The organism is Methylobacterium sp. E-046 (assembly GCF_022829625.1).
Classification (GTDB): Bacteria; Pseudomonadota; Alphaproteobacteria; order Rhizobiales; family Beijerinckiaceae; genus Methylobacterium; species Methylobacterium longum.
In genome coordinates, this window is record NZ_JAKSYP010000112.1 from 1 (window position 1) to 20399 (window position 20399).

Here is a 20399-nt window from a genome sequence, read left to right on the forward strand (position 1 = left end):
GTCGGGGGGTGACGAGGAGCCGGGGGCGCGGACGTTCCTCGAGGATCCGCAGGTGATGGAGCTGGTGTTGGCGTTCACCGGCATCGACGACGCGACCACCCGCGCCAGCGTGCTCTCCATCGTCAAGATGGCCGCCACGCTCCAAGTCGGACGCGACGATCGAACAACGAACATGCATTCGGAACGGTGATCGACCGCATTCGATGATCACGGGTCCCTGTGGACCTGCCCTGGTCCGCGTGGTGAAACACAGCTCTTGGTTTTCGCTAAAACTCCATGTAAGTTCCGAGCCTAAACCTTGATCGCCCATTCGAAGTGGTTGTGTGGTGTGTTCGACGCGCAGCCGGGGGAGCAACGCGGAAGCGGTAATCTGTAGGAGGTCGAGCGGGTCGCATCGGATCGCGTCCCGCCGACCCGGGGTCGGGTTCCAAGGAACCGTTCGATCGGAATAGACCGGTCGCTTGACACGGCCCATGCCGGCCGTAGGCGCTGAAACACACGGACACCGGGCGGTGTCCATCCACATACCTCTTGCAGGTCCGGAAGTCTGTTTCGTGTCGTTCAAAGCGGTCGCGTGCCTCAATCCGTACCTGTTCGGTCCGGAGCACTCGAATGACCGTCACGCGAAACATCGATCGTCCGATCCTGCAACGCATTGCCGACGCCCTCGGGATTGAGGTCTCGGCTTTGTCGGACCGGCACGCGAACGCGGAAACCCTTCACGATACGTTGGAGCTGCTGACGGCCTTCGAAGACGTCCACGATCTGCGCGATCGGCGGGCCTGCCTGGATTTTGTCCGTTCGGTCACCGAGCAGCCGCGCAAGGCCTGACATCCTCGACCCCTCCGCCACCGGTTGCCAGCGGAGCCAATGATACAACTGAAAGTTTTAACACCGGTACGGATAAATGGCTGCCGCAAGGGAGCGGAGTGCCGGTCATGGGAGGGGAGCGCTGCCTCGAGCCGCTGCCGGGTGTCAGGAGCCGGGGCCGGATCTTCCTCGATGGACAGCGCGACGCGATCCTCTGCGTGACGCTCAAGACAAACGATTTCGGGGCCAAGATCGAGGCGAGCGTCCCGAAGGAGTTTCCACGACGGTTCACGCTGATGGTCTCGGAGCACGCACCGCCGCGGCCCTGTCGCGTCCTCTGGAGGATCGGAAACAAGCTCGGCGTCGTCTTCACGACAGCATGATGCGCGTTCAAGCAACAGGATGAGCGCCATGCGATGGGATGAGCATGCCCGCGCACGAGACTGTCTCCATCCGGAGCTGCCGCCGCGACCTCGTGCAGACGCCGCACGATCGCGCCGAGATTCTGCGACTTTCGAGCGATGTGGGCGCCTTGGCAGCGACGCGGCGAGTGAAACAACTATCGCCGCTGGAGGCTATTGCCAGAACGCGTATGCCACCGCGGCCGGAACGACAACGGCATTGATCGCGGCGAAAACCAGAAGCCTTGCGACGAACCGACAATAAGCATCGGTGTGCGCATTCACGATCAACTGCGCCGGCACGGCCAGTATCGTGATGGGCAGCATGAGGACGATGAACATCGTGCTCAGGAGTATGAACGGCGCGAGCACGACCATCTCGCAACCCGTCACGGCACGCGACAGCGGCCGCCTTCGATTCGCAGCGCAGGCCTGTGACATCGGGCACACCTCCCGCGCTCTCCGCAACTTTTGCAACTCCAGGTAGTATAAGTGCGGGTCGGCTCCTATCAACCCGCGGTCAGGTGCGGACCGCGCTGCGGAGTACGGAGGTTCCCCTGTCGGCCAATCGTCATCGGACATACGGGGACGGTGGCAGAGCACCGAACCGACGACGCAGTCGGCACGCTGGACGAACCCCTCGCCATGACGCGTAAGTACTTCTTCACGTTGAATGATGGATCGCAAATTGCTCGCACTGGTTGTATGTGACGAGGAGGTACGGCCATGCAACCATCCGAGTGCTGCATCATACGCGCGTCGATCGCCGCCGCGCTGGGTGCGATCGTCGCCTTCGCGCTGCTGCTCAATCACGGGATCATCGTCGCGATGGCCCTGAGCCCGTTAGTCGGGAGTGCCGCCGCCGTTGGTGCGGTGGCGTTGTTCTGGTTCGTCAGCCTGTTCTTCCCCTGCCGATCCGGCAAGCGCGTCATCGCCGAGGCCCCCCGGTAGCGCGGCTCGCAGGTCGAGGGTCTGCGACCGCACCGGCGGACGGATCGCGACGAACCTCCCCCGGACGACCGCGGTGGAACCGGCCCGTCGATGCCCATCCGCCGATCGCCCCCGTACGCGGTCCTCCGGGCCCCCGATCACGCGCGAGTCGCGTCAACCCCGCAGATGCGGCACGGGCAGCAGCAGGTCGCGGATGTGCGTGCGGGCCGTGAAGCTGCGGCGCATCAGGTCGACGAAGGTGGCGGCCGGCCCGTCCCAGTCGTGGCGGGCGGCGTGCTCTCTCGCGGCGCCGGCGTCGAAGGGGAGCCGGCCCTCGATGGCGTCTCCCATCAGTTCGGCAAGGCGCTCGACCCGATCGGGTGCGTCGGGGTCGAAGTAGCTCGCCGCGCTGCCGCCGGCCTCCGGGATGGCGGTCAGGCTGGAGGCGATCACCGGCGTCCCCCGGGCGAGGCTATCGAGCACCGGGATGCCCCAGCCCTCGCCGCGGCTGGGGAAGACCAGGGCGGCGGCTCTCGCGTAGAGGTCGGACAGGCCACGGTCGTCGATCCCGGCGATGTGCACCGCATCCGGCGTGCGGGCGAGCCGCTCGAGGGTCTCCGGCCGCTCGCCATCGCCCGTGCCGACCACGATCAGTCGGGCCGCGCCCTCCGGCAGGCGCGCGAAGGCGTCGAGGACGAGGCCGAGATTCTTCCGCGGCTCCAGCCGGCCGACCATCAGCAGGTATGGTCGGCCGTCCGTGAGCGGCGACCGCTCGGTGCCGGTCTGCGGCGGCGTCGAGCCGCAACGCACCTCGGCGATCCGGTTCCGCTCGATGCCGTAGACCTTGGCGATGGAATCGCGGCTGTAGTCCGAGATGGTCAGGACCAGCTTGGCCCGCCGGGCGGAGAGCCGGGTTAGGATCTTGTTCCGCCAGCGCATCGGCCAGGGGAAGAATTCGGGATGGGTCTCGAACAGGATGTCGTGCACCACCACCACCTGCCGGTCCCCCGGCACCAGCGGCGGCGCGATGTAGGTGGTTAGTAGTCCGTCGAGCCGGTCGCGGAGGAACAGCCAGGGCCAGACCGCGAGGAGCCGCAGGGCGGCCGGCACCCGCGGCAGGCGCTGGTGTTCGATGTTGCTGCCCGAGACGATGCGGGCGCAGGCCACCGGATCGGTCGAGTAGACCACGTAGGTGGCATCCGGGTGCCGTGCGGCGGCGCGCCCGATGATGTTGACGAGCCATGTGCGGCTGCCCTGCGGCTTGCCGGTGAGCACGTGCGCGTCGATGCCGATGCGAAGCATGTTACGGGCTCCTGTAGGCGCCAAAGGTCGGGGCTTCGCCGTCGGCATAGGGCCGGCCAGCGAGGTCGCGGGGCGCGCCGAGCGGAATGCCGGCGCGGGCGGGGGATGAGGTCAGGGCGAGGCCGCCGGCCAGCGGGCTGGCGGCGTCCCGGAAGCCCGGCGAACCGGCGAGGTCGGGAGCCCGGCCGCCGAGCGGCAGGCTCGCCCCGTCGCTGGTGGCCGCGGTGCCCCAGCGGTAGAGCGGAGCGCCGGCGGCGCTGCCGACGAAGTTCGGCCCGAGCGCATTGCCGTTGTCGATGGTGGTCGCTTCGACCACGATGGCGGAGACACCGGGACGCGTGGCGTAGGCAATGTTGTTCAGCACCCGGTTGTCGGAGGTGCGGTCGATCTTCTGGGTGTAGTCGGAGGCCAGAACGATCTCGCCGCGGTAGACGTGCTTCCCGCCGGCATCGCGCATGTTGCCGGTGACGGTGTTGTTCACCACGCTGTTCGAACCGGCGTCGAACAGGTTGATCCCGGCGCCGTCGTTGTCGGCCGCGACGTTGAACGCGACGGTGTTGCCGTCGCACCATTGGTCGATCTGGATGCCGTTGCCGTCCTGGCCGGTGGTTTCCTTCTGGCCGGTGACGATGTTGTATCGGATGACGTTGCGGTCGCCCGCGTCCTGGGCGGCGTCCTTGGCGTAGACGTGGATGCCGGACGTCCCCGACATCGCGACGCCGTTGCCGGACACGCGGTTGCCCTCGACCACGTAGCCGGAGCCGTTGATCTCCATCCCGTGGATGCCGCTGCCCGTCACGGTGTTCGACAGGATGTAGCTCGGGTCCTCGGGCGGTGCGTTGATCACGTCGACGGCGACGCCGTGGGTCTGGTTGTCGGCGAGCGTGTTGCCGGTGATCCGGTGGCCGGCGCCGGCACCGTCGCCGATCCAGATTCCGAGCCCCGACCGGGTCACGGTGGAGTCCGCGACCGTCACGTGGCTCGACCCGCGGCGAATGATGAAGCCGGAATTCACGGCGCCCTGCACGGTCAGGCCCGAGATCGAGACGTAGGCGGCCTTCTCGAACACCACCGAATTCGACAGCACGGGCCGCGTCCCGGCTTCCGCCGTGATGGTGACCGGTGCCTCGGCCGTGCCGCGGGCGCCGATCATCACCACCTCGCCGTAGCTGCCGCCGCGGACCAGCACCTGAGAGCCGGGACCGAGATTCGTGAAGGGGACGTCGGCGAGCCGCGCCACCGTCCGGTAGCCCGGCAGGCTGCCGCCCGCGGGATCGACCAAGATGGATTGCTGGGACCCGGCGTCGGCGGCCTGGCAGGCAGCCAGGGCCGGAAGGAGGAGCAGGGCGAGGGTCGGGACGGGACGCATCCGGATCATCTCACGCCGCCAGCGCGCGGGCGATGGCGAGGCGCTTGCGACGCTGGAACAGCCGTCGCCAGACGGTGCGGCCCGCTTCCGGGCTGATGCGGGTCAGGGTGCGCGCCGCCATCTGCCAGCCGGGCAGAAGGGCCGTCGGCATCGCGAGGTCGGCGACGCGGTGGCGCGCGGCCGCGCCGAGGGGCGGGGGGCCGACGAGGCCGAGCCGGGTGAGATCCGCCACGAGATCGGGGCGCTTGCGGTACCACAGCACCAGGGCCGCCCCCTCGCGCTCGGCGATCCGCAGATAGGCCGATTCGTCGAGGAGATGGTGATGGTAGCCCAGGGCCTCCGGCGCGTAGAACAGGCGCATGCTGCGTCGGGCCAGCCGCTCGCCGAGTTCGATATCCTCGTGCCAGAACAGCTTCGGATCGAAGCCGCCGGTCTCGTCCAGGAATCCCCGGTCGATGCTGACGTTGCAGGTCAGGAACGCGTCCCAGCCGACCTCCTCCCGGCCAACGAGGGCGTCGTAGGAGGCGTCGTGATGGAGCGCCGAGAACGGCGAGAACGGCAGCGCCGGATCGATGGTCATGCGCCCCAGGATCGCGGTCTCGCGCCCACCCCGCCGCGCATGCGCGGCGAGATGGGCCGCGACGAGGTCGGGGGCCGGAATCGTGTCGTCGTTGACGATCAGAAGGCGTGCGCCGCGCGCGGCCGCGATGGCGCGGTTGCGGGCGGCGTTGGCGCCGGCATTCTCCTGCCGGAGATGGACCACCGGCGCCCGGGCGGTGGCGACTGCCCGGCTGATGGTCGCGCCGGTGCCGTCGGTTGAGCCGTCGTCGCAGACCACAACCTCAAAGGGCGCATCAGTCTCCTGCCGGTCGAAGGCCCGCAGGCACAGGCGCAGCGTGTCGGCGCGGTTGTAGGTCGGGATGATGACCGAGAGCACGGGGGCGTCGCTCATGACGAGGCTTCCGACACTGTGAGAGGGACGGTCTGGGCGGGGACGCGGCGCAGGCAGAGCCACGCGGCGGCGGCCGCCGACAGGATCGCCACGGCCGGCACCGTCACCGGTGCGAGAGGCGCGGGGAAGGCTGCCCAGGCGAAGGCGGTCGCGAGCCCCGGTCCTGCCAGGAGCGGCACGGTCGCGAGTTCCAGGGGCGGGCCGGCCTCCCGCCAGAAGGCGTGGACGAGGACGAGGAGCATCGCGGCCTCGGCCAGGAGGGCGGCGCCGGCCGCCCCGATCAGCGGATCCCGCGGGATCAGCAGGGTGCAGGCGATCAGATTGGTCGCGCAGGCCGCCGCGCTGCCGCGGACGGCGAAGGCGGTCCGCCCCAGGGGCACGAGGCCGGCGAACAGGATCGTGGCGGCGATCAGCAGGACGCTCATCACGGTGGCGACGCGCACGACCGGAACGGCGCCGCCGAAATCCGAGCCGAAGGCGAGCCGCACCAGCGGTTCGGCGAGGGCGCAGGCCGCCACGGCGCACGCGCAGGCCGCGCCGACGATCACGGTCAGCGCGATCCGCACGTGGGTCCGAAGGGCCTCCAAGCCCCCGGCCGACCGCCCGGCGGGCGTCCCGACCGCGCGGCCGAAGACCGGTACCAGGGGCGCGCAGAGGGTGATGGCCACCGCGGCGCCGAGTTCGAAGACGCGGAAGCCGGCGGTGAACTGCCCAAGTTCGACGGCACCCGCGAAGGCGGCCAGCATCATGAGACTGATGCGCCCGTTGAGCGAGCCGAGGGCGTTGGAGATCCCGACGCCTGCGGCCGCCCGGATCGTCGCCAGGCCATCCGACAGGGACGCCGGGCGGGCGGCGACGAGGCGCCCGGCGAGCGACAGCCCGACGACGCCGTAGGTGATGCCGGCCGCGACCGCGACGAGGCTCAGGGCGGGCTCCGGAAGCTGCAACCACAGTGCGAGTGCGGTGCCGCCGATCAGGGTCGCGGCATTCGCGAGCGAGGGCCAGACGGACCAGCTCGGACGCTCGCACACCTGGAACAGCGCGTCGAGGAAGCGGGCGGCTGTGAGCGGCATCAGCAGGCCGGCGAAGGCGAGCGACGGACGTATCGCGCCCGGCAGCAGCGGCAGAAGGCAGAGCAGCACCGTGCCGGAACCGAGCCCGAGGATCAGCCGCGCCGAGAGCATCCGGCCGAATTCGGTGGCCCGCATCTCCGGACCGACCGCTCCCAGTCGCGCGCCGAAGGTCAGGGTTGTGCCGAAATCCGCGGCGATGAGCGCCACGGCCAGGACGGCCAGGGCGAGGCCGTACCGGCCCAGTACCTCCGGCCCGGCGGCATGGCCGATCATCACGAAGGCGGCGAAGCCCGCGGCCAAGTAGAGGCCGCGCCCGGCGGCCTGTCCGAGCAGGTTGGCCCCGTAACGCAACCCGCCGAGCCGGCCGCGCCCGAACGATCTGTTTACTAAGCGATACATCTTCCGGTGAAGCCTGACTGATTAACTCGCCTTACGATTGCATCGTGGCAGGTTGCGTATGGCTTGCAACCACATCTTCAATTTATGGTTGCATAGATGTCGTGAATTGAGATGCGGAGGACTGCGTATGTCCGACACCATGGACGGCCATGGGCTGTCGCTCACCCACGGACCGGAAGCCCCGCCGGCGCGGCGCCAGCGTTGGGGGGAGTTGCGCACGGCCCTCGCCGCAGACCGGGCGCACTGGCGCCGCCGTGGCTACGGCTCCGCGACCCTGCGGCGGGGCTACCACGCGGCCTGCCTCTACCGGCTGTCGCGCTACGCCCATGAGCGGGGCTGGCGGATGGCGGCGTGGCTGCTGTGGCTGATCAACGGCTGGTGGACCGGCGCCGACATTCCACCCTCGAGCCGGATTGCCGGCGGGCTGCTCATTCCGAACCCTTACGGCTCGGTCATCGCCGGGGCAGTCGGCCGGGACGTCGCGTTCGGGACGCATGCCTCCATCGGCGGCCTGCTCAAGGAACCGGATCGGGACATCGGCGGCGGCCCGGGCCTGCCGGTCCTCGGCGACGGCGTCGTCATGGAAGCGGGCGCGATCGTGCTCGGGGCGGTGCGCGTCGGCGACGCGGCCCGGATCGGCCCTCGCGCGATCATCCTCAAGGACGTGGACCCGCGCAGCGAGGTGATGCCGCAACCCTGGCGCCCCCTTCCGGGCCGCGGGGCCGCGGCATGAGCACCGCCCGCGCAGTTCCGGATGCCGGATCGCCGGAGCCGGCGCAGGACAGCGTCGCCGACATCCGCCGCCTGCTGGCCGCCGATTTCGCCCGCGTCCTCCGCCAGACCACGGGCGGCAAGCCGACCCCCCGGCTCCGCCGCCTGATGCACCTGACCCTTCCGGCGATGCAGGTCGCGATCCTGCACCGGACGGCACACCTGCTGTACGGCCGCGGCTGGCGTCGTTCGGCCGCCCTCGTCGCCGACCTGTCCCTTCGTCTGACGGGTGCGAGCCTCCATCCGGGCTCGCGGATCGGGCCCGGCCTGTTCGTCCCGCACCCCGCACGGGTGGCGTTCTGTGCACAGGCGGGCCTGGACCTCGTCCTGCTGCCCGGGACCCTCGTCGGCCCGCGGAACTGGATACCCCTCGACCGACCGATCACGGCGGACGTGCCCCGCCTCGGCGACGGCGTCGTGGTCGGCGCCCACGCGGCCGTCCAGGGCGCCGTCGCGATCGGCGACGGGGCGACGATCGGCATCGGCGTCTGCACCCTCCGGGACGTACCCACCGGAACGGTGACGATGCTGGCGCAGCGTCAACTCCGCAGCACCCGCCCGGCTTCGGAGGAAGGTCATGCGGCCTGAGACTGAGCGTCGCCGCCCGGCGACCGGGACATCGATGTCAGACGGGGGTCTGCTCCCGTCCGACCTTCCTGCGCCAGGCGCGTCTCGGCGCACGCGCGCGGGCGAGATGCCGGCGCAGAACGCCCTCGTAGGCATCGAAGATGCCGCGCCACTCGAAGGCCTCGGCGTGCCGCCGGCGGGAGGCGGCCGACATGGCGTCCAGTCGCTTCGGCGCGGCGCGCACGACGGCGAGGATGCCGCGGCGCAACTCGGTCTCGTCGCCGAAATAGATGGCCTCGTCACCCGCCACCCAGCGGTTGAACGGATTGTCGTGGGCCAGGATCGGCGATCCCGCACCGAGTGCCTCGACCAGGGAGGGATTCGTGCCGCCGACCGTGTGGCCGTGGATGTGGAAGCGGGCGTGGAGCCGCAGCGCGGCGACCGTCTCGGCCTCGTAGATGGCACCGGCGAAGATCACGTCCGGCCCCGCCGCGGCCCGCACGCAGCGGTGATAGGGGTCGGCGGCGTCCAGCTTCCCGAGCACGACCAGCGGCAGGCCCGGGCGGATCTCGCTCCAGGCTCGAACGATCTGGAGGACGAGGTTCTCGGGCACGACCCGGGCTATCAGGAGCCCGTACCCCCGCGGCCGCACGCCGAAGGGCTTGAGCGGGTCGAGGGGCGCGTCCAGGACGGAATCGGCCCCGTACGCGATGGTGGTGATCCGGGCGGGCGAGGTCCTGCGGGCGAGATGCCTGGCGATCTCCGGGTGATCCGCCACCAGATGCGTCGAGAACAGGCTGCCGAAGCGCTCGTTCAGCCAGAACCAGGCCTTGGCGGGCTTCGACCAGCGGTCGCGCCGCCACTCGATGCCGTCCATGTTCATCACGCTGCGCTTGCCCGTGAGCCGGTACAGCAGCGAGAACGCCGCCGTGTTGTAGCCGAGCACCAGCGGCAGGGCCGGCCGGAAGGCGGCCTTCAGGGTGCATTTCAGGTCGAACAGGATCGTCGAGACGGCGCCGTCGCCCCGGACCGCCACCGGGATCAGCGTGATGCCGCGCCACAACGTCGGCGGCGTCGGCTCGCGCACCTGGCAGTAGACCTCGACCCGCCAGCCCCGGTCCACGAGCTCCAGCGCGAGCCGCTCCGCCAGGGTCTCGAATCCCCCGTGCGCCGCCGGCACCCCGCGGGTGCCGAGGATCGCCACCGCCGGGCGCTCGCCCGGCCCGTCCGCCTTCACCCGCGCGCGACGCGCAACGTTGTCAGAGGAGCCTGAGGAATGGTCACGGTCGAACAGCGCCTGTTCCGGGAGATGGAAGCCGGGGGCTACTCCCGGCACGACCACCGGATGGAGTACATCGTCCGCGTCAACGCGCTGCTCAAGCCCGACATGCGGGTGATGGAGTTCGGCGCCGGGCGCGGCAAGTGGAGCGATGATCCGGTGCCATTGCGACGGCACCTCGGGGATTTCCGGGGCCGCTGCGCCCAGGTGATCGCCTGCGACGTCGACGAGGCGGTCCTCGGCAACAAGTCGGCCGACGAGGTCCGGCTGATCGGCCATGACGGCGTCCTGCCGTTCCCGGACGGGAGCTTCGACCTGATCTCGGCCTTCTCGGTCCTCGAACATATCGAGCATCCCGAGGTCACGGCGACTGAACTCGGCCGGGTGCTGGCCCCCGGCGGCTGGCTCTGCGCCTGGACGCCCAACCGCTGGGGCTATGTCGGGGTCGGCGCGCGGCTCGTCCCGAAGCGCCTGCACGCCCGGGTGCTGCGCCTCGTCGAGCCGCGGCGCGTCGAGATCGACTCGTTCGTGCCGCTCTACACGATGAACACGGAGGCGGCGCGGAAGCGGCTTTTCCCAACAGATCGGTTCGAGCACTTCACCTACAGTTTCGACGGGCAGCCGTTCTATCATGGCGAGAACATCGTCCTGGGCAAGTTCTGGGAGCTGCTGTTCCGGCTGACGCCGGGCCCGTTCAAGGGATACCACATGGTCTTCATCCGCAAGAAGCGGTGAAAGACAGGGTCTTCATTGTCGAAGACTGCGCAGGTGGCCGGCGAACCTGCGCATGTCCTCGGCCTTCCGGGCGAGGTCCGGCTGCCCGCGCAGCCGGGCCGCGACGCCGTAGGCCAGGGCCCGCAGGGTGAATCCGAGCCGGAGCGGGCCTGAGAAGAAGGCCGGCGACGACAGGGCGCGCCCGGCGTTGCGCAGGCGGTAGATCGCCGCCAGCCCGTCGAGCCAGCGGGCCGAGCGGGTGCTCCCCGAGCCGCCCTGAAGGTGAACGACGGCGATGCCCGGCAGGTAGGCGACCCGCCAGCCGGCATCGCGCAGGCGGCAACCCCAGTCCACGTCCTCGCCGTACAGGAACATCGGGCTCCGGAGCCCACCGATGGCATCGATCGCCGACCGGCGCAGGAGGAGGCAGGCGCCGCAGATCCAATCGACGTCCAGGGCCTGGCGGCCGCCGGCCTGGCGGCTCGCGAGGTAGAGGCCGCGCAGGCCGAAGCGCCCGGACAGGCCACCGGCGTGCACCAGGATCGAGAGCGGGCGCGGCTCGTAGCCGGCATCGCCGACCTGATGCGCCCCGTCGGGGAAGGTCAGACGCGGGCCGACCGCGCCGAGCTCCGGATGCGCGTCGAGATGGGCCATCAGGCCCGGCAGTGCCTCCGGGTCGCGCAGGAACGCATCCGGGTTGAGGAGCAGGATCGTCTCGCCGGTCGCGTGCGCCAGCGCGACGGCGTTGCCGCCCGCGAAGCCGTGGTTGGTGCGCTCGGCGATCACCCGCACCCGCGGGAAGGCTTGGGCCACGCGCTCCGGTGTGCCGTCCGTCGAAGCGTTGTCGACGAGGATGACCTCGTAGGGCCGTTCGATCCGGCTCGCCGCCAGGAGTTCCAGGCAGGTGTCGATGTCCCGGCCGGCATTGTAGGTGACGATCAGGACGCTCAGGCCGACGGGGCTCATGCGCGGTCTCCGCGTGCTCTGAGGGGAGAGCGCGTCTCCGGGACAGCTGCTCCCAGGGTGCTGCCGGGACGCGACGCGACGCGCCTCGGCGCAGGAGAGGGGGATTGCGGTGTCGCGGGCCGGGCCGAGGGCACGGTTGGCCGGCGCACGCCGATCGCCCGCCGCCGCTGCGCCGCCCGTATTGCGGCGATCAGCCCGAGGCCCGTGTAGAGCAGTTCGGCGATACCGAGGTTCAAGCGGAAGCCCGGATCGACCAGACCGTGCAGCAGATGGGCGATCAGCCCCACCGCGCAGGCCGCCGCGATGGCCGCTAGGGGATCGCCGACCGGCGCGCGGCGCGCCGCGCGGAAGCCGCGGGCGATGCCTACGGCGAACACCAGCGCGAATGCGGCGTAGCCGACGATTCCGACCTCGGTGAGGATCAGGATGTGCAGGTTGTGCACCACGTGGTTCGACCGGTCGAACAGGCCAGCCAGCCGCGACAGACCGGTCTGGTCGAGAATCGCGAACTGGTTGCCGAAGTTGTTCAGGCCGACCCCGACGATCGGAAACCGCGCGAACAGGGCCAGAGCCGCCGCGTTCAGCGGCCCGCGCTGGGCCGCCGAGCCGCCGTCGTCGGCGGTGAGACGCTCCCAGATCAGCGGGCCGGCATAGATCCCCGCGATCGCGCCGATCACGGCCACGAGGCCGAAGACGAGCAGGCTGCTCCGGGAGAACAGCCGGTCGCGGTAGACCAGCAGTATCAGGAGCGCGGCCGAGAGCGGGAAGGTGAGCCACGAGGCCCGCGACAGGGTCAGCACGACCCCGCCCAGCGCCGACAGGGCACCCGCCGCCCCGACGAGGCGCAGGAGCATCGGTCCGCGCGACAGCGCGAGCGCCAGCGCGAGCGGCCAGACGAATTCGTAGTAGTAGCCGAGGATGTTGGGATGAACCTTCAGGCCGCCGGCGCGACGCTGCGCGGAGAAGTTGATGTTCTCCTCGACGATCTGCTCCTCACCCAGGACCGAGAGGCCGAGTTCCGAGCCCGACACGTATTGGAGGCCCGCCACCGCGGTTTGCACGAGGCACAGGGCGCAGATCGCCAGCGCGAGGGTCCGGATGTCGGCTTCCGACAGGTTCGACACGGCGATCGAGACCAGCAGCAGGCCGAGGAAACGCCACATGTCGAACCAGAGGTAGGCCGTGTCGGTGGCGTTCGCGAGGGAGAGCAGGCCCGCGACCAGGAAGCCGATCTGCGTCAGCACGAGGGGTCGGTCGAGCCGCAGGCCGGGGACGCGCTCGCCGAGGCCCGTCAGCTTGGCGACGATCAGCGCCACGGCGACGAGGAGTGCGACGCTCACCGTGAGGCCGGCGCCGCCGCCGATGCTCGGCAGGTACTGCCCGACCGCCTCGAAATGCTGGGCGAAGCTCACGTCGAGCTTCACGGTCAGACCGACCGCGAGGGCGACGAGCAGGAGCGGCGTCAGGCGGTAGCGTCGTCCGAGGACCAGGGCGCCCACGCCGCCGGAGGCCGCCGCGAGCCCGACCACGGCGAATTTCAGCGGCGCCGCGCTCAGGGCGACGGCCGCGGCCGCCGCCGCGAAGCCGATCCCCGCGACGGGTAGGATCCGCAGCGCGCGGGCGGGGACGGTGCTCACCCGAGCCACCGGTACAGCCATTTCGGGATGGGCCTCCGGGTGCGGTTGAGGACGATTCCGAGCGGGGCGCCGCCTGCGGCCTTCAGGTCGGCCAAGGCCCTCTGCGCGACGGCCCGGCGGGTCCGCTCGGCGCCGATGACCACGATGAAGCCGTCCACGAAGGGCGAGAGCGCGGCCGCGTCGCCGATCTCGGTGATGGGCTCGCAATCCACGATGGCGAGGTCGAAGCGCTCGTCGACGAGCGCCAGAAAGTCCTCGACGCGGCCGTCATCCAGCGTCGCCCGTCGAATCGCCGCAGCACTCCCCGCGGGCACGACGCTGAAGCCGTCGGCGACCGCGTGGACGCCGCGGCTCGGCGACACTTCGCCGACGACGATGTCGGCGAAACCCGGGCGGCCGGCCAAGCCGTAGGCCTTCGCCAGCGACGGCCGGGACCAGTTGGCCTCGATCAGCACGGTGTTGCGGTCGCGCCGGGCGTAGGCGCCGGCGAGTTCGCGGGCCAGGGTGCTCACCCCCTCGCCAGGCTGGACCGCGGTGATGCCGACGCGGCGCAACCGCGCCGCTTGGCGGTTGAGCTGGATCAGGGCCGGCTCCAGGACGGCCGGGTCGATCCTCGTGACGGTGGCGGCGACGATCATGCGGCGGCTCCGGTCTGCAGCGGCACCGCGGCCAGAACGGGCACCCGCAGCGAGCGGGCGACCTCGGCGGCGCTGCGGTAGGTCTGGGCCAGGATCTCGGCGAGGGCGACGTAGGCGAGCGCCGCCAGCAATCCGAGCCCGGCCGCGAGGCCGAGGATCAGCGGCCGGTTCGGGCCGGAGGGCAGTCGCGGCGGGACGGCGCGCGCCACCAGCGCCGAGGAGGTGACGGCCTGGGCGTCGAGGCCGGTGCCGGTCCTCAGCGCGTCGATCCGCTTCTGGGTCTCGGTGATCTCTTCGGTGAGCAGGCTCTTCTGCTGCGCCAGGCGTCCATAGGCGAGGGCGGCGTCGCTCTGGCCGATCGCCGCCTTGCGGCGGTTCTGCTCGATCGCCGTGATGCTCTGGATTCGCTCGGCTAGCACGGCGAGCTTCGCCGTGTCGGCGGCGATGAGCGCCAGATGCTTCTGCCGCGACAGCGCCGCGAGGTCGCGGTCCAGGCTCACGAATTCGGGCGCGGTCGGCCGGAAGCGCACGGCGAGTTCGGCGCGCTTCGTCTTGAGATCCGCCCAGCGCTGATCGAAGGCCGTGACCGTCGGGTCGGCGTCGGGCGGGGTCGGCTGCCAGCGATCGGGGCCGGCCTCGCGGGTGCGCTTGAGCCGTGTCTCGACGACCTCGCGCTCGATCTGCGCGGCGGATTTCTGCTTGGCGAACTCGGCCAACGTACCGAGGTCGTTCTGCTGCTCGATCTCGAAACTCGCGGTGTTGTTGCCCTTGAGATAGGTGGCCAGCTGCGCGTCGATGGCGGCGAGGTCGGCCCGGGCGCGCTCCAGCTTGCTCTGGTAGAAGGAGGCGGGGGTCTCGTCGGCGTAGACCTCCACGTGCCGGCGCTTGTAGGCGTCGAGCAGCCGGTTGAGTGCCTGGGCGGCGAAATGCGGTTCCGTCCAGGTGAAGCCGGTCAGGATGACGTCCGTCTCCTTGACGAAGATGACCTTGAAGGCCGCGAGATAGGCCTCGTAGAGTTTCTCGTCCGGGGTGAGATGGCGCAGCAGGCCCACCGCCTCGAAGGGGACCCGCACCGTGTCGACCACCCAGGTCTTGATCGCCTTCGCGCCACGGATCGCCTGGCGCCCCTGGTAGATGAGCCAGTCGGCCCAGTCCTCGGGAGGCGGGCCGGGATCGCCGGTGGGCGTGATCGCCTTCAGGGCCGCGAATTCGTCGCGCACGATGCTGGGGTCGCGCAGGATCTCGACCTCGTTGTTCACGTTCTGCGCGCGCTCCGAGAACATGTAGTTCTGGTTGGCGCCGCCCTGGAGCGGGGCGCCCGCCTTCTCGCGCCCGAGGCGGATGATCAGCTTCGCGTCGGCCGTGTACTCGGCCGGCGTCAGCAGCAGGTAGATCCCGGCCCCCAGGATCGCCGCGACCAGGATCAGCAGGACCGGCCGGATGTGTCGGAACAGGGCCGCGAGGGCGTCGCGCAGGTCGAAGGCGGCACCCTCGACGGCATCGGCGGCGGTCACGTCGGGCTGACTCACGTGCCGGACCTCACGGATGCGGTGGTCGAGGTGCTGGCGGCCGGCCCGGTGATGTAGTTGACCCCGAAGCCGGTCCCGTTGAACAGCAGGATTTGGCGCACCACGAGGTCGACGGCGCGGGCGGTCTTGGCGAGCAGCGAGGGCGGCACGTAGACGGTGGCGTTGGGCGGCACGACGATGGAATCGGCCAAGCCCGGCTGACCGATATCGACGATGCGGACGCTTCCGGCGGCCTCCGCGTCGAAGCGGATGATGCGCACCGCCTCGCCCGCGGCGGTCGGCAGGACGCCGCCCGCCGAGCCCAAGACCTGCGCCAGGGTGCGGGGTCCCTGCAGGGTGACGGGGCCGGGGGCGCGCACCTCGCCGAATACCATGGTGTTGGCCGGGACGAGGCTCGCAAGGCGCACGCTCGTCGTCACCGAAGCGAGCTGGTGCTTGTAGGCGGCGTTGAGGCTGCCGGCGACTTCGTGCACCGTCCGGCCGGCGGCCTGGACCGCCGGGACCATCGGCAGGTTGATCTTGCCGTCCGGCTCGATCGCCAGGACCTTCACCCGGCCCATGTCGGCCCGCTGGGTGAGATCGCGGAAATCGTCGGTCACGGTGCGGAACCGGCGCAGCATCACCGTGACGACGGGATCGATCAGCACGTCGTCGTAGGTGCTCTTGATCAGCGCGGCGGCCGCCTCCGGCGACAGGCCCGCGACCTTGATGCCGTTCTTGCCCGGCAGCGAGATCCTGCCGTCCGGCCGGACGATCACCGTGCGGTTGTATTCCGGGTGGGTCCGGAAATCGACGTCGAACTCGTCGCTCGGATTGAGCCGGTAGGTCGGCTGGACCACGCTGGAATCGATCAGGAACGAGACCTCGACATTGTCGCCGACGTTGAGGCGATAATGCGCGAGGCCGAGGCGCATGGTGCGCCCGACTTCCTCCTGGGCTGCGGCGACGACGGTCGGCGGCAGCGCCTCGGGGATCGAGCCGGTCTGGGTCACGTCGGGCCGGGCGCCCGCGGCGGTCTGCGGCCGGCTCGACATGCACCCGCCGAGTATCGGAGCGCAGATCAGCAGCGCCGCGACGGCGATCCTGGATGAACCGGCGCGCCGGGGCACTGGGTTTTGGACCGCAGACAAGTCAAAGGCCATCGCCGTTCAGCCGCATCGTACTCGACTGCGCTCACCCGACAACAACCTGTGATCGAGCCGCGCTATGTGATACAATCAACCGGCTTGGTTAATGAGGATTGAATCGGCCCGTCCGTTTCTCTCTCACAAGTTGTGCCAAGTCAGGGGATGGCAGGGCCGGACGCCGCGCCGGACCGGAAGCGGCTGCACCTCGTTCGCACGCTCGTGACTCTGGCCGGACCGCGCGTGCCCGCACGCCGAAGTCCGGGTCGCCCGCTCGGCGCGCCCCCTAGCAATCCGTTCAACGCGTGCGCAAGGACGAGGCTTGGGACTGCCACGGCGAACGCACCGGAGCGTGCAGTGAGTCGGCTGTCGGGCGCGAACGGTCGCGGCGCCCGATGCGCCACGCCGTCCTCGCCGCGATCGTCCGTTCGAGGCAGAGCCTCGCACGTTCAGGCCGCCACCTTCTTCAACCGCCGCTGCTGACCGAGGCCGATCTCGCGGGAGATCTGCGAGCGGCGCGCGCTGTAGGTGGCGGAGACCAGTGGATAATCCACCGGCAGACCCCACTTGGCCTTGTAGGCCTCCGGGGTCAGGCCGCGCAGGGTCAGGTGGCGGCGCAACGCCTTGTACGGCTTGCCGTCCTCGAAGCTGATGAGCATGTCGGGACGGATGGAGGCGCGGATCTGCGCGTCCGTCAGACGCTTGGCTTGGATCGCCGGCTGCTTGTCGAGCTCCGTGATCGAGCGGTGAACTTCGGACAGCAGGGTCGGCAGCGATCCCATCGGAATGCTGTTCTTCGTGACGTAGGCGCTCAGGATCTTTGCGGCGAGTTCGACGGAGGGAGCGGTCGTCTGCATAGTATTCTCCTGAGTTATGCTCTCTGAAACTGCGACCCGAGCGGGCGGGCTTAGCTGACTTGAACATCAGTCTGCCGCGATGGGCACGGCGTGATGATCGGTTCAGCGCTTATCCGCGCCCATGATCACTATGCTTGGCCCAACCCCTGGTTGCAATCAGAGAGTGTGTCGGGCCGCTTACTATTTCTACTTAGGATTGAGTATCCGGTTAATCCCGAGCTCCGCGGGTGCCGAAGTCTGGGCCCCCCGTCGATCGCTCGGTCGATCCGCGATCAGGCGACCTTGACAGCAGGGGCCGCGAGGGCGCCGCTTCGGTCGGCAACGCCGAGCATGTCGGCGAAATCGCCGATGGGGGCCGGCTTGCCGAACAGGTACCCCTGCATCTCGCCACATGCCTCGTCGGCCAGGAACCGCCGCTGCGCGGGGGTCTCGACACCTTCGGCGACGACGCTCATCCGGAGGCTGCGTCCCAGGCTCAGGACGGCCCGCACGATCACGGCGGCCTGGGGATCGGATTCGAGCTGGGCCACGAAGGAGCGGTCGATCTTCATCTTGTCGAACGGGAAGGCGTGCAGGGTCGCCAGCGACGCGTAGCCGGTGCCGAAATCGTCCATGCTGATGCGGATGCCGAAGCTCTTCAGGCGCCGGAGAATGCCGATCGCCCGCGACATGTCGTTGATGATGACGCTCTCCGTGACCTCCAGCTCCAGCCGGTCCGGCGATAGGCCGGTCTCGGCGAGGATCGCCAGCACGGTCTCGGGCAGGTCCGGCTTGAGGAGTTGGCGCGGTGACAGGTTGACCGAGACTTTCAGTTCAGGCGCCCAGGTCGCCGCCTCGCGGCAGGCCTCACGCAGAACCCAGTCGCCCAGCGCGACGATGAGCCCGCTCTCCTCCGCCAGCGGCACGAACACGGTGGGCGGGATCTGGCCGCGCGACGGGTGCAGCCAGCGCACCAGCGCCTCGAACCCCACGAGCCGGCCGGAGGCACCGTCGACCTGCGGCTGGTAGTGCAGGCTGAGCAAGCCGTCCGCCAAGGCCTGCCGCAGTTCACTCTCGAGGGCCCGGCGCTCCTCCGCCTCGTCGTCCATGTCGACCGAGAAGACGCGGAAGGTGCCGCGCCCCTCGGCCTTGGCGCGGTACAGGGCCAGATCGGCGCGCCGGTACAGGCATTCGGCGTTGGAGCCGTGCTCCGGCGCCAGGGCGATGCCGACGCTCAGGCCGACACCCACGCGCAGGTCACCGACCGGGAGCGGCGCCTCGAACAGCGCGATGAGACGCGCGGCGACGTCGGTGGCTTGCCGCTGGCCGCCGGCCAGCAGGATGGCGAACTCGTCGCCGCCGAGCCGGGCCACGATGTCGTTGCCCACCGCCGACTGCAATCGCTCCGCCACGGCGCAGAGCAGCGCGTCGCCCACTTGGTGACCGAGGGTATCGTTCACGCCCTTGAAGCCGTCGAGATCGAGGTACAGCACGGCCGCGGTCTCGCCACGGGCCGCGATCCCGGCGAGGCGCTTGTCGAGGAGTTCGCGGAACAGGCCGCGATTCGGCAGGCCGGTCAGGATGTCGTGCCGGGCCATGCGGGCGATCTCTGCCTCGGCGTTCTTGCGCTGCGTGATGTCCGTGAAAGTGCGCACGAATCCGCCATCCCGAAGCGGGACGGTGCGGATCTCCAGCACGAGGCCGTTGGGCCGCAGGCGCTCGTGGACGTGGGCCTGCTCCGACCCGCCGCGCTCGATCCAATCGCGGAACGACCGGTCGGTGCGATTGCGCTCGCGGTTGCGCAACTGGTGTCGCAGGACGGCCCTGTAGCTCGGACGCTCCTGCATCATGGCGCGCGGCAGATCCAGCAGCGCCAAGGCGCGTTCGTTGCACACCTGCACGATGCCGCGGGCATCGACCATGATGAGTCCCTGATCCATGCTGTCCAGGGTCGCATCCAGCAGCAGCGTCTTCTCCCGCAGGACGATGCCCTGGCCGGACAGAGCGGCGTTCATCGTTCGCAGGTGGTCCAGCATCAGTGCCAGGGCCGCGAAGGCCAGAATCACCGCCATGAGGCCGGCGATGCCGCCGGCGAGCGCGCCCCGCGCGAGCCCGAGATCCGGCGTCGCGAAGGCGGGATCCGGAAGGACGCGGACCGCCGCCATGGCCGTGAAGTGCAGGCCCGCGATGGCGCTCGTCAGGACGGTGGCGGCGATCATCCGCGTTCTCGGGTCCGCGCGGCGAATATGAATTGCGAAAGCGGTGGCCGACAGGCCGCAGCCGAGGGCGATCGCCAGGATCACGAGGGTGGTGTCCCACGCGAAACGGCCGGGCAGCACCACGCCCGCGATTCCGAGGAAGTGCATGCAGGCGATTCCGCCCCCGAGGATCAGGCCCGCGATGGCGCCCGCCCAGGCCGCGCCCGGCGGCGCGGCGCGCACCAGAGTGAAGGCCCCCAGGGACGCGGTGACGGCGACGATCAGGGAGAGCAGCGTCGTCGCCGCCTCGTATCCGACGACGACGCCGGGGTCGTAGCCCAGCATGCCGATGAAATGGGTGCGCCAGATCCCCGCGCCGGCCGAGAAGCTGGCGGCGAGGAGCCATGCCAGAGCCCACGAGCGACCGGACCTGACGCGCTGCTCCAGGTGCAGCGCGACGTAGCAGGAGATCCAGCAGACGCAGGCGGCCAGCGGCAGCACCCACGGGGTATGCTCATCGGTCAGACACGCAAGGGCGCGGTACATCGGGAGCCTCGCTGAGCGCCGGAACGCCCCAAGCTACCGTGACGATACTAATCAGAAGTTGCATTGCTGCGATAGATTGCACGCTGCCCGGCGGTATCTCTGCCTCGCTGGAGCTCGATTGAATGCGGCACCGTCACCGACTTCAGCCAAGCGGACGCGCCCCGGATGTTCGGCGGCCGGCGCGGTCGAGGATCAGCCGGATTGCTGACCCTTCCGAAGCGTGGCGGCCATCTTGACGATGGAGAGCACGCTGGCGCGGGTGGTCGCGTCGTCGATGCCGGTGAACGCCAACACCAGCTCCATCACCTGCGGATCCTCGAGGAACGTCCGCGCCCCCGGCTCCTCGTCACCCCCCGAC

Annotated in this window: 19 protein-coding genes and 1 pseudogene; 7 read left to right on the forward strand and 13 right to left on the reverse strand. The window is 70.0% G+C overall.

Features of this window, described 5'->3' with window-relative positions; translation table 11 throughout:
* The 3 genes and pseudogenes from MKK82_RS10415 to MKK82_RS10425 all read left to right on the forward strand — a co-directional run.
* Positions 1–190, forward strand: a pseudogene (locus MKK82_RS10415) (hypothetical protein); the annotation flags it as partial.
* Between the two features lie 422 nt (positions 191–612).
* A complete protein-coding gene (locus MKK82_RS10420) occupies positions 613–831 on the forward strand; it encodes a hypothetical protein (RefSeq protein ID WP_238293557.1) in 219 nt (72 codons plus the stop codon).
* Between the two features lie 107 nt (positions 832–938).
* Entirely contained in the window at positions 939–1193 is a 255-nt protein-coding gene (locus tag MKK82_RS10425) for a pilus assembly protein PilZ (RefSeq protein ID WP_238293559.1), read from the forward strand.
* Positions 1194–1385: 192 nt separating this feature from the next.
* Here MKK82_RS10425 and MKK82_RS10430 read toward each other — a convergent pair whose 3' ends face one another.
* Complete coding sequence (locus MKK82_RS10430) at positions 1386–1652, reverse strand: hypothetical protein (RefSeq protein WP_238293562.1); 267 nt, start codon at positions 1650–1652, stop codon at positions 1386–1388.
* 285 nt (positions 1653–1937) lie between these two features.
* Between MKK82_RS10430 and MKK82_RS10435 the strand changes: the two genes are divergently transcribed.
* Complete coding sequence (locus MKK82_RS10435) at positions 1938–2162, forward strand: hypothetical protein (protein ID WP_238293564.1); 225 nt, start codon at positions 1938–1940, stop codon at positions 2160–2162.
* Positions 2163–2315: 153 nt separating this feature from the next.
* Here MKK82_RS10435 and MKK82_RS10440 read toward each other — a convergent pair whose 3' ends face one another.
* Genes MKK82_RS10440 through MKK82_RS10455 form a run of 4 tightly spaced genes read right to left on the reverse strand, consistent with a single transcriptional unit; the run spans position 2316 to position 7236 of the window.
* On the reverse strand, positions 2316–3443 hold the full coding sequence (locus MKK82_RS10440) for a glycosyltransferase family 4 protein (protein ID WP_238293566.1): 1128 nt from the start codon (positions 3441–3443) through the stop codon (positions 2316–2318).
* Between the two features lies 1 nt (position 3444).
* Entirely contained in the window at positions 3445–4812 is a 1368-nt protein-coding gene (locus MKK82_RS10445; protein WP_238293568.1) for a right-handed parallel beta-helix repeat-containing protein, read from the reverse strand.
* Positions 4813–4822: 10 nt separating this feature from the next.
* Entirely contained in the window at positions 4823–5764 is a 942-nt protein-coding gene (locus MKK82_RS10450) for a glycosyltransferase family 2 protein (RefSeq protein ID WP_243985567.1), read from the reverse strand.
* On the reverse strand, positions 5761–7236 hold the full coding sequence (locus tag MKK82_RS10455) for a lipopolysaccharide biosynthesis protein (protein ID WP_238293572.1): 1476 nt from the start codon (positions 7234–7236) through the stop codon (positions 5761–5763). Before MKK82_RS10455 ends, MKK82_RS10450 begins: the two co-directional genes overlap by 4 nt.
* A 127-nt stretch (positions 7237–7363) precedes the next feature.
* On the opposite strand from MKK82_RS10455, the gene MKK82_RS10460 reads away from it, so the two are divergent.
* Positions 7364–7969: a serine acetyltransferase gene (locus MKK82_RS10460; protein WP_238293574.1), complete on the forward strand. Its 606-nt coding sequence runs from the start codon at positions 7364–7366 to the stop codon at positions 7967–7969.
* Positions 7966–8595: a serine O-acetyltransferase gene (locus MKK82_RS10465; protein WP_238293576.1), complete on the forward strand. Its 630-nt coding sequence runs from the start codon at positions 7966–7968 to the stop codon at positions 8593–8595. Before MKK82_RS10460 ends, MKK82_RS10465 begins: the two co-directional genes overlap by 4 nt.
* A 37-nt stretch (positions 8596–8632) precedes the next feature.
* On the opposite strand, the gene MKK82_RS10470 is transcribed toward MKK82_RS10465, so the two are convergent.
* Positions 8633–9778, reverse strand: a complete 1146-nt coding sequence (locus MKK82_RS10470; protein WP_238293578.1) for a DUF1972 domain-containing protein — start codon at positions 9776–9778, stop codon at positions 8633–8635.
* Positions 9779–9850: 72 nt separating this feature from the next.
* Between MKK82_RS10470 and MKK82_RS10475 the strand changes: the two genes are divergently transcribed.
* Positions 9851–10588, forward strand: a complete 738-nt coding sequence (locus tag MKK82_RS10475; RefSeq protein ID WP_238293580.1) for a class I SAM-dependent methyltransferase — start codon at positions 9851–9853, stop codon at positions 10586–10588.
* Positions 10589–10600: 12 nt separating this feature from the next.
* Here MKK82_RS10475 and MKK82_RS10480 read toward each other — a convergent pair whose 3' ends face one another.
* The 7 genes from MKK82_RS10480 to MKK82_RS10510 form a co-directional block, all read right to left on the reverse strand.
* The gene (locus MKK82_RS10480; RefSeq protein WP_238293582.1) at positions 10601–11533 is read right to left on the reverse strand and encodes a glycosyltransferase family 2 protein; all 933 of its coding nucleotides are present in this window, start codon (positions 11531–11533) and stop codon (positions 10601–10603) included.
* Positions 11530–13170 (reverse strand): O-antigen ligase family protein, encoded by a 1641-nt coding sequence (locus tag MKK82_RS10485; protein ID WP_238293584.1) that lies wholly within the window; start codon positions 13168–13170, stop codon positions 11530–11532. The genes MKK82_RS10480 and MKK82_RS10485 overlap by 4 nt, the downstream gene beginning before the upstream one ends.
* Positions 13167–13808, reverse strand: a complete 642-nt coding sequence (locus MKK82_RS10490) for a CpsD/CapB family tyrosine-protein kinase (RefSeq protein WP_238293586.1) — start codon at positions 13806–13808, stop codon at positions 13167–13169. The genes MKK82_RS10485 and MKK82_RS10490 overlap by 4 nt, the downstream gene beginning before the upstream one ends.
* On the reverse strand, positions 13805–15337 hold the full coding sequence (locus MKK82_RS10495; RefSeq protein ID WP_243985568.1) for a GumC family protein: 1533 nt from the start codon (positions 15335–15337) through the stop codon (positions 13805–13807). The genes MKK82_RS10490 and MKK82_RS10495 overlap by 4 nt, the downstream gene beginning before the upstream one ends.
* Positions 15334–16371 (reverse strand): polysaccharide biosynthesis/export family protein, encoded by a 1038-nt coding sequence (locus MKK82_RS10500; RefSeq protein WP_238293590.1) that lies wholly within the window; start codon positions 16369–16371, stop codon positions 15334–15336. Before MKK82_RS10500 ends, MKK82_RS10495 begins: the two co-directional genes overlap by 4 nt.
* A gap of 539 nt (positions 16372–16910) precedes the next feature.
* Positions 16911–17318, reverse strand: a complete 408-nt coding sequence (locus MKK82_RS10505) for a MucR family transcriptional regulator (RefSeq protein WP_238293592.1) — start codon at positions 17316–17318, stop codon at positions 16911–16913.
* A gap of 272 nt (positions 17319–17590) precedes the next feature.
* Complete coding sequence (locus MKK82_RS10510; protein ID WP_243985569.1) at positions 17591–20041, reverse strand: EAL domain-containing protein; 2451 nt, start codon at positions 20039–20041, stop codon at positions 17591–17593.
* Positions 20042–20399 lie beyond the last annotated feature (358 nt).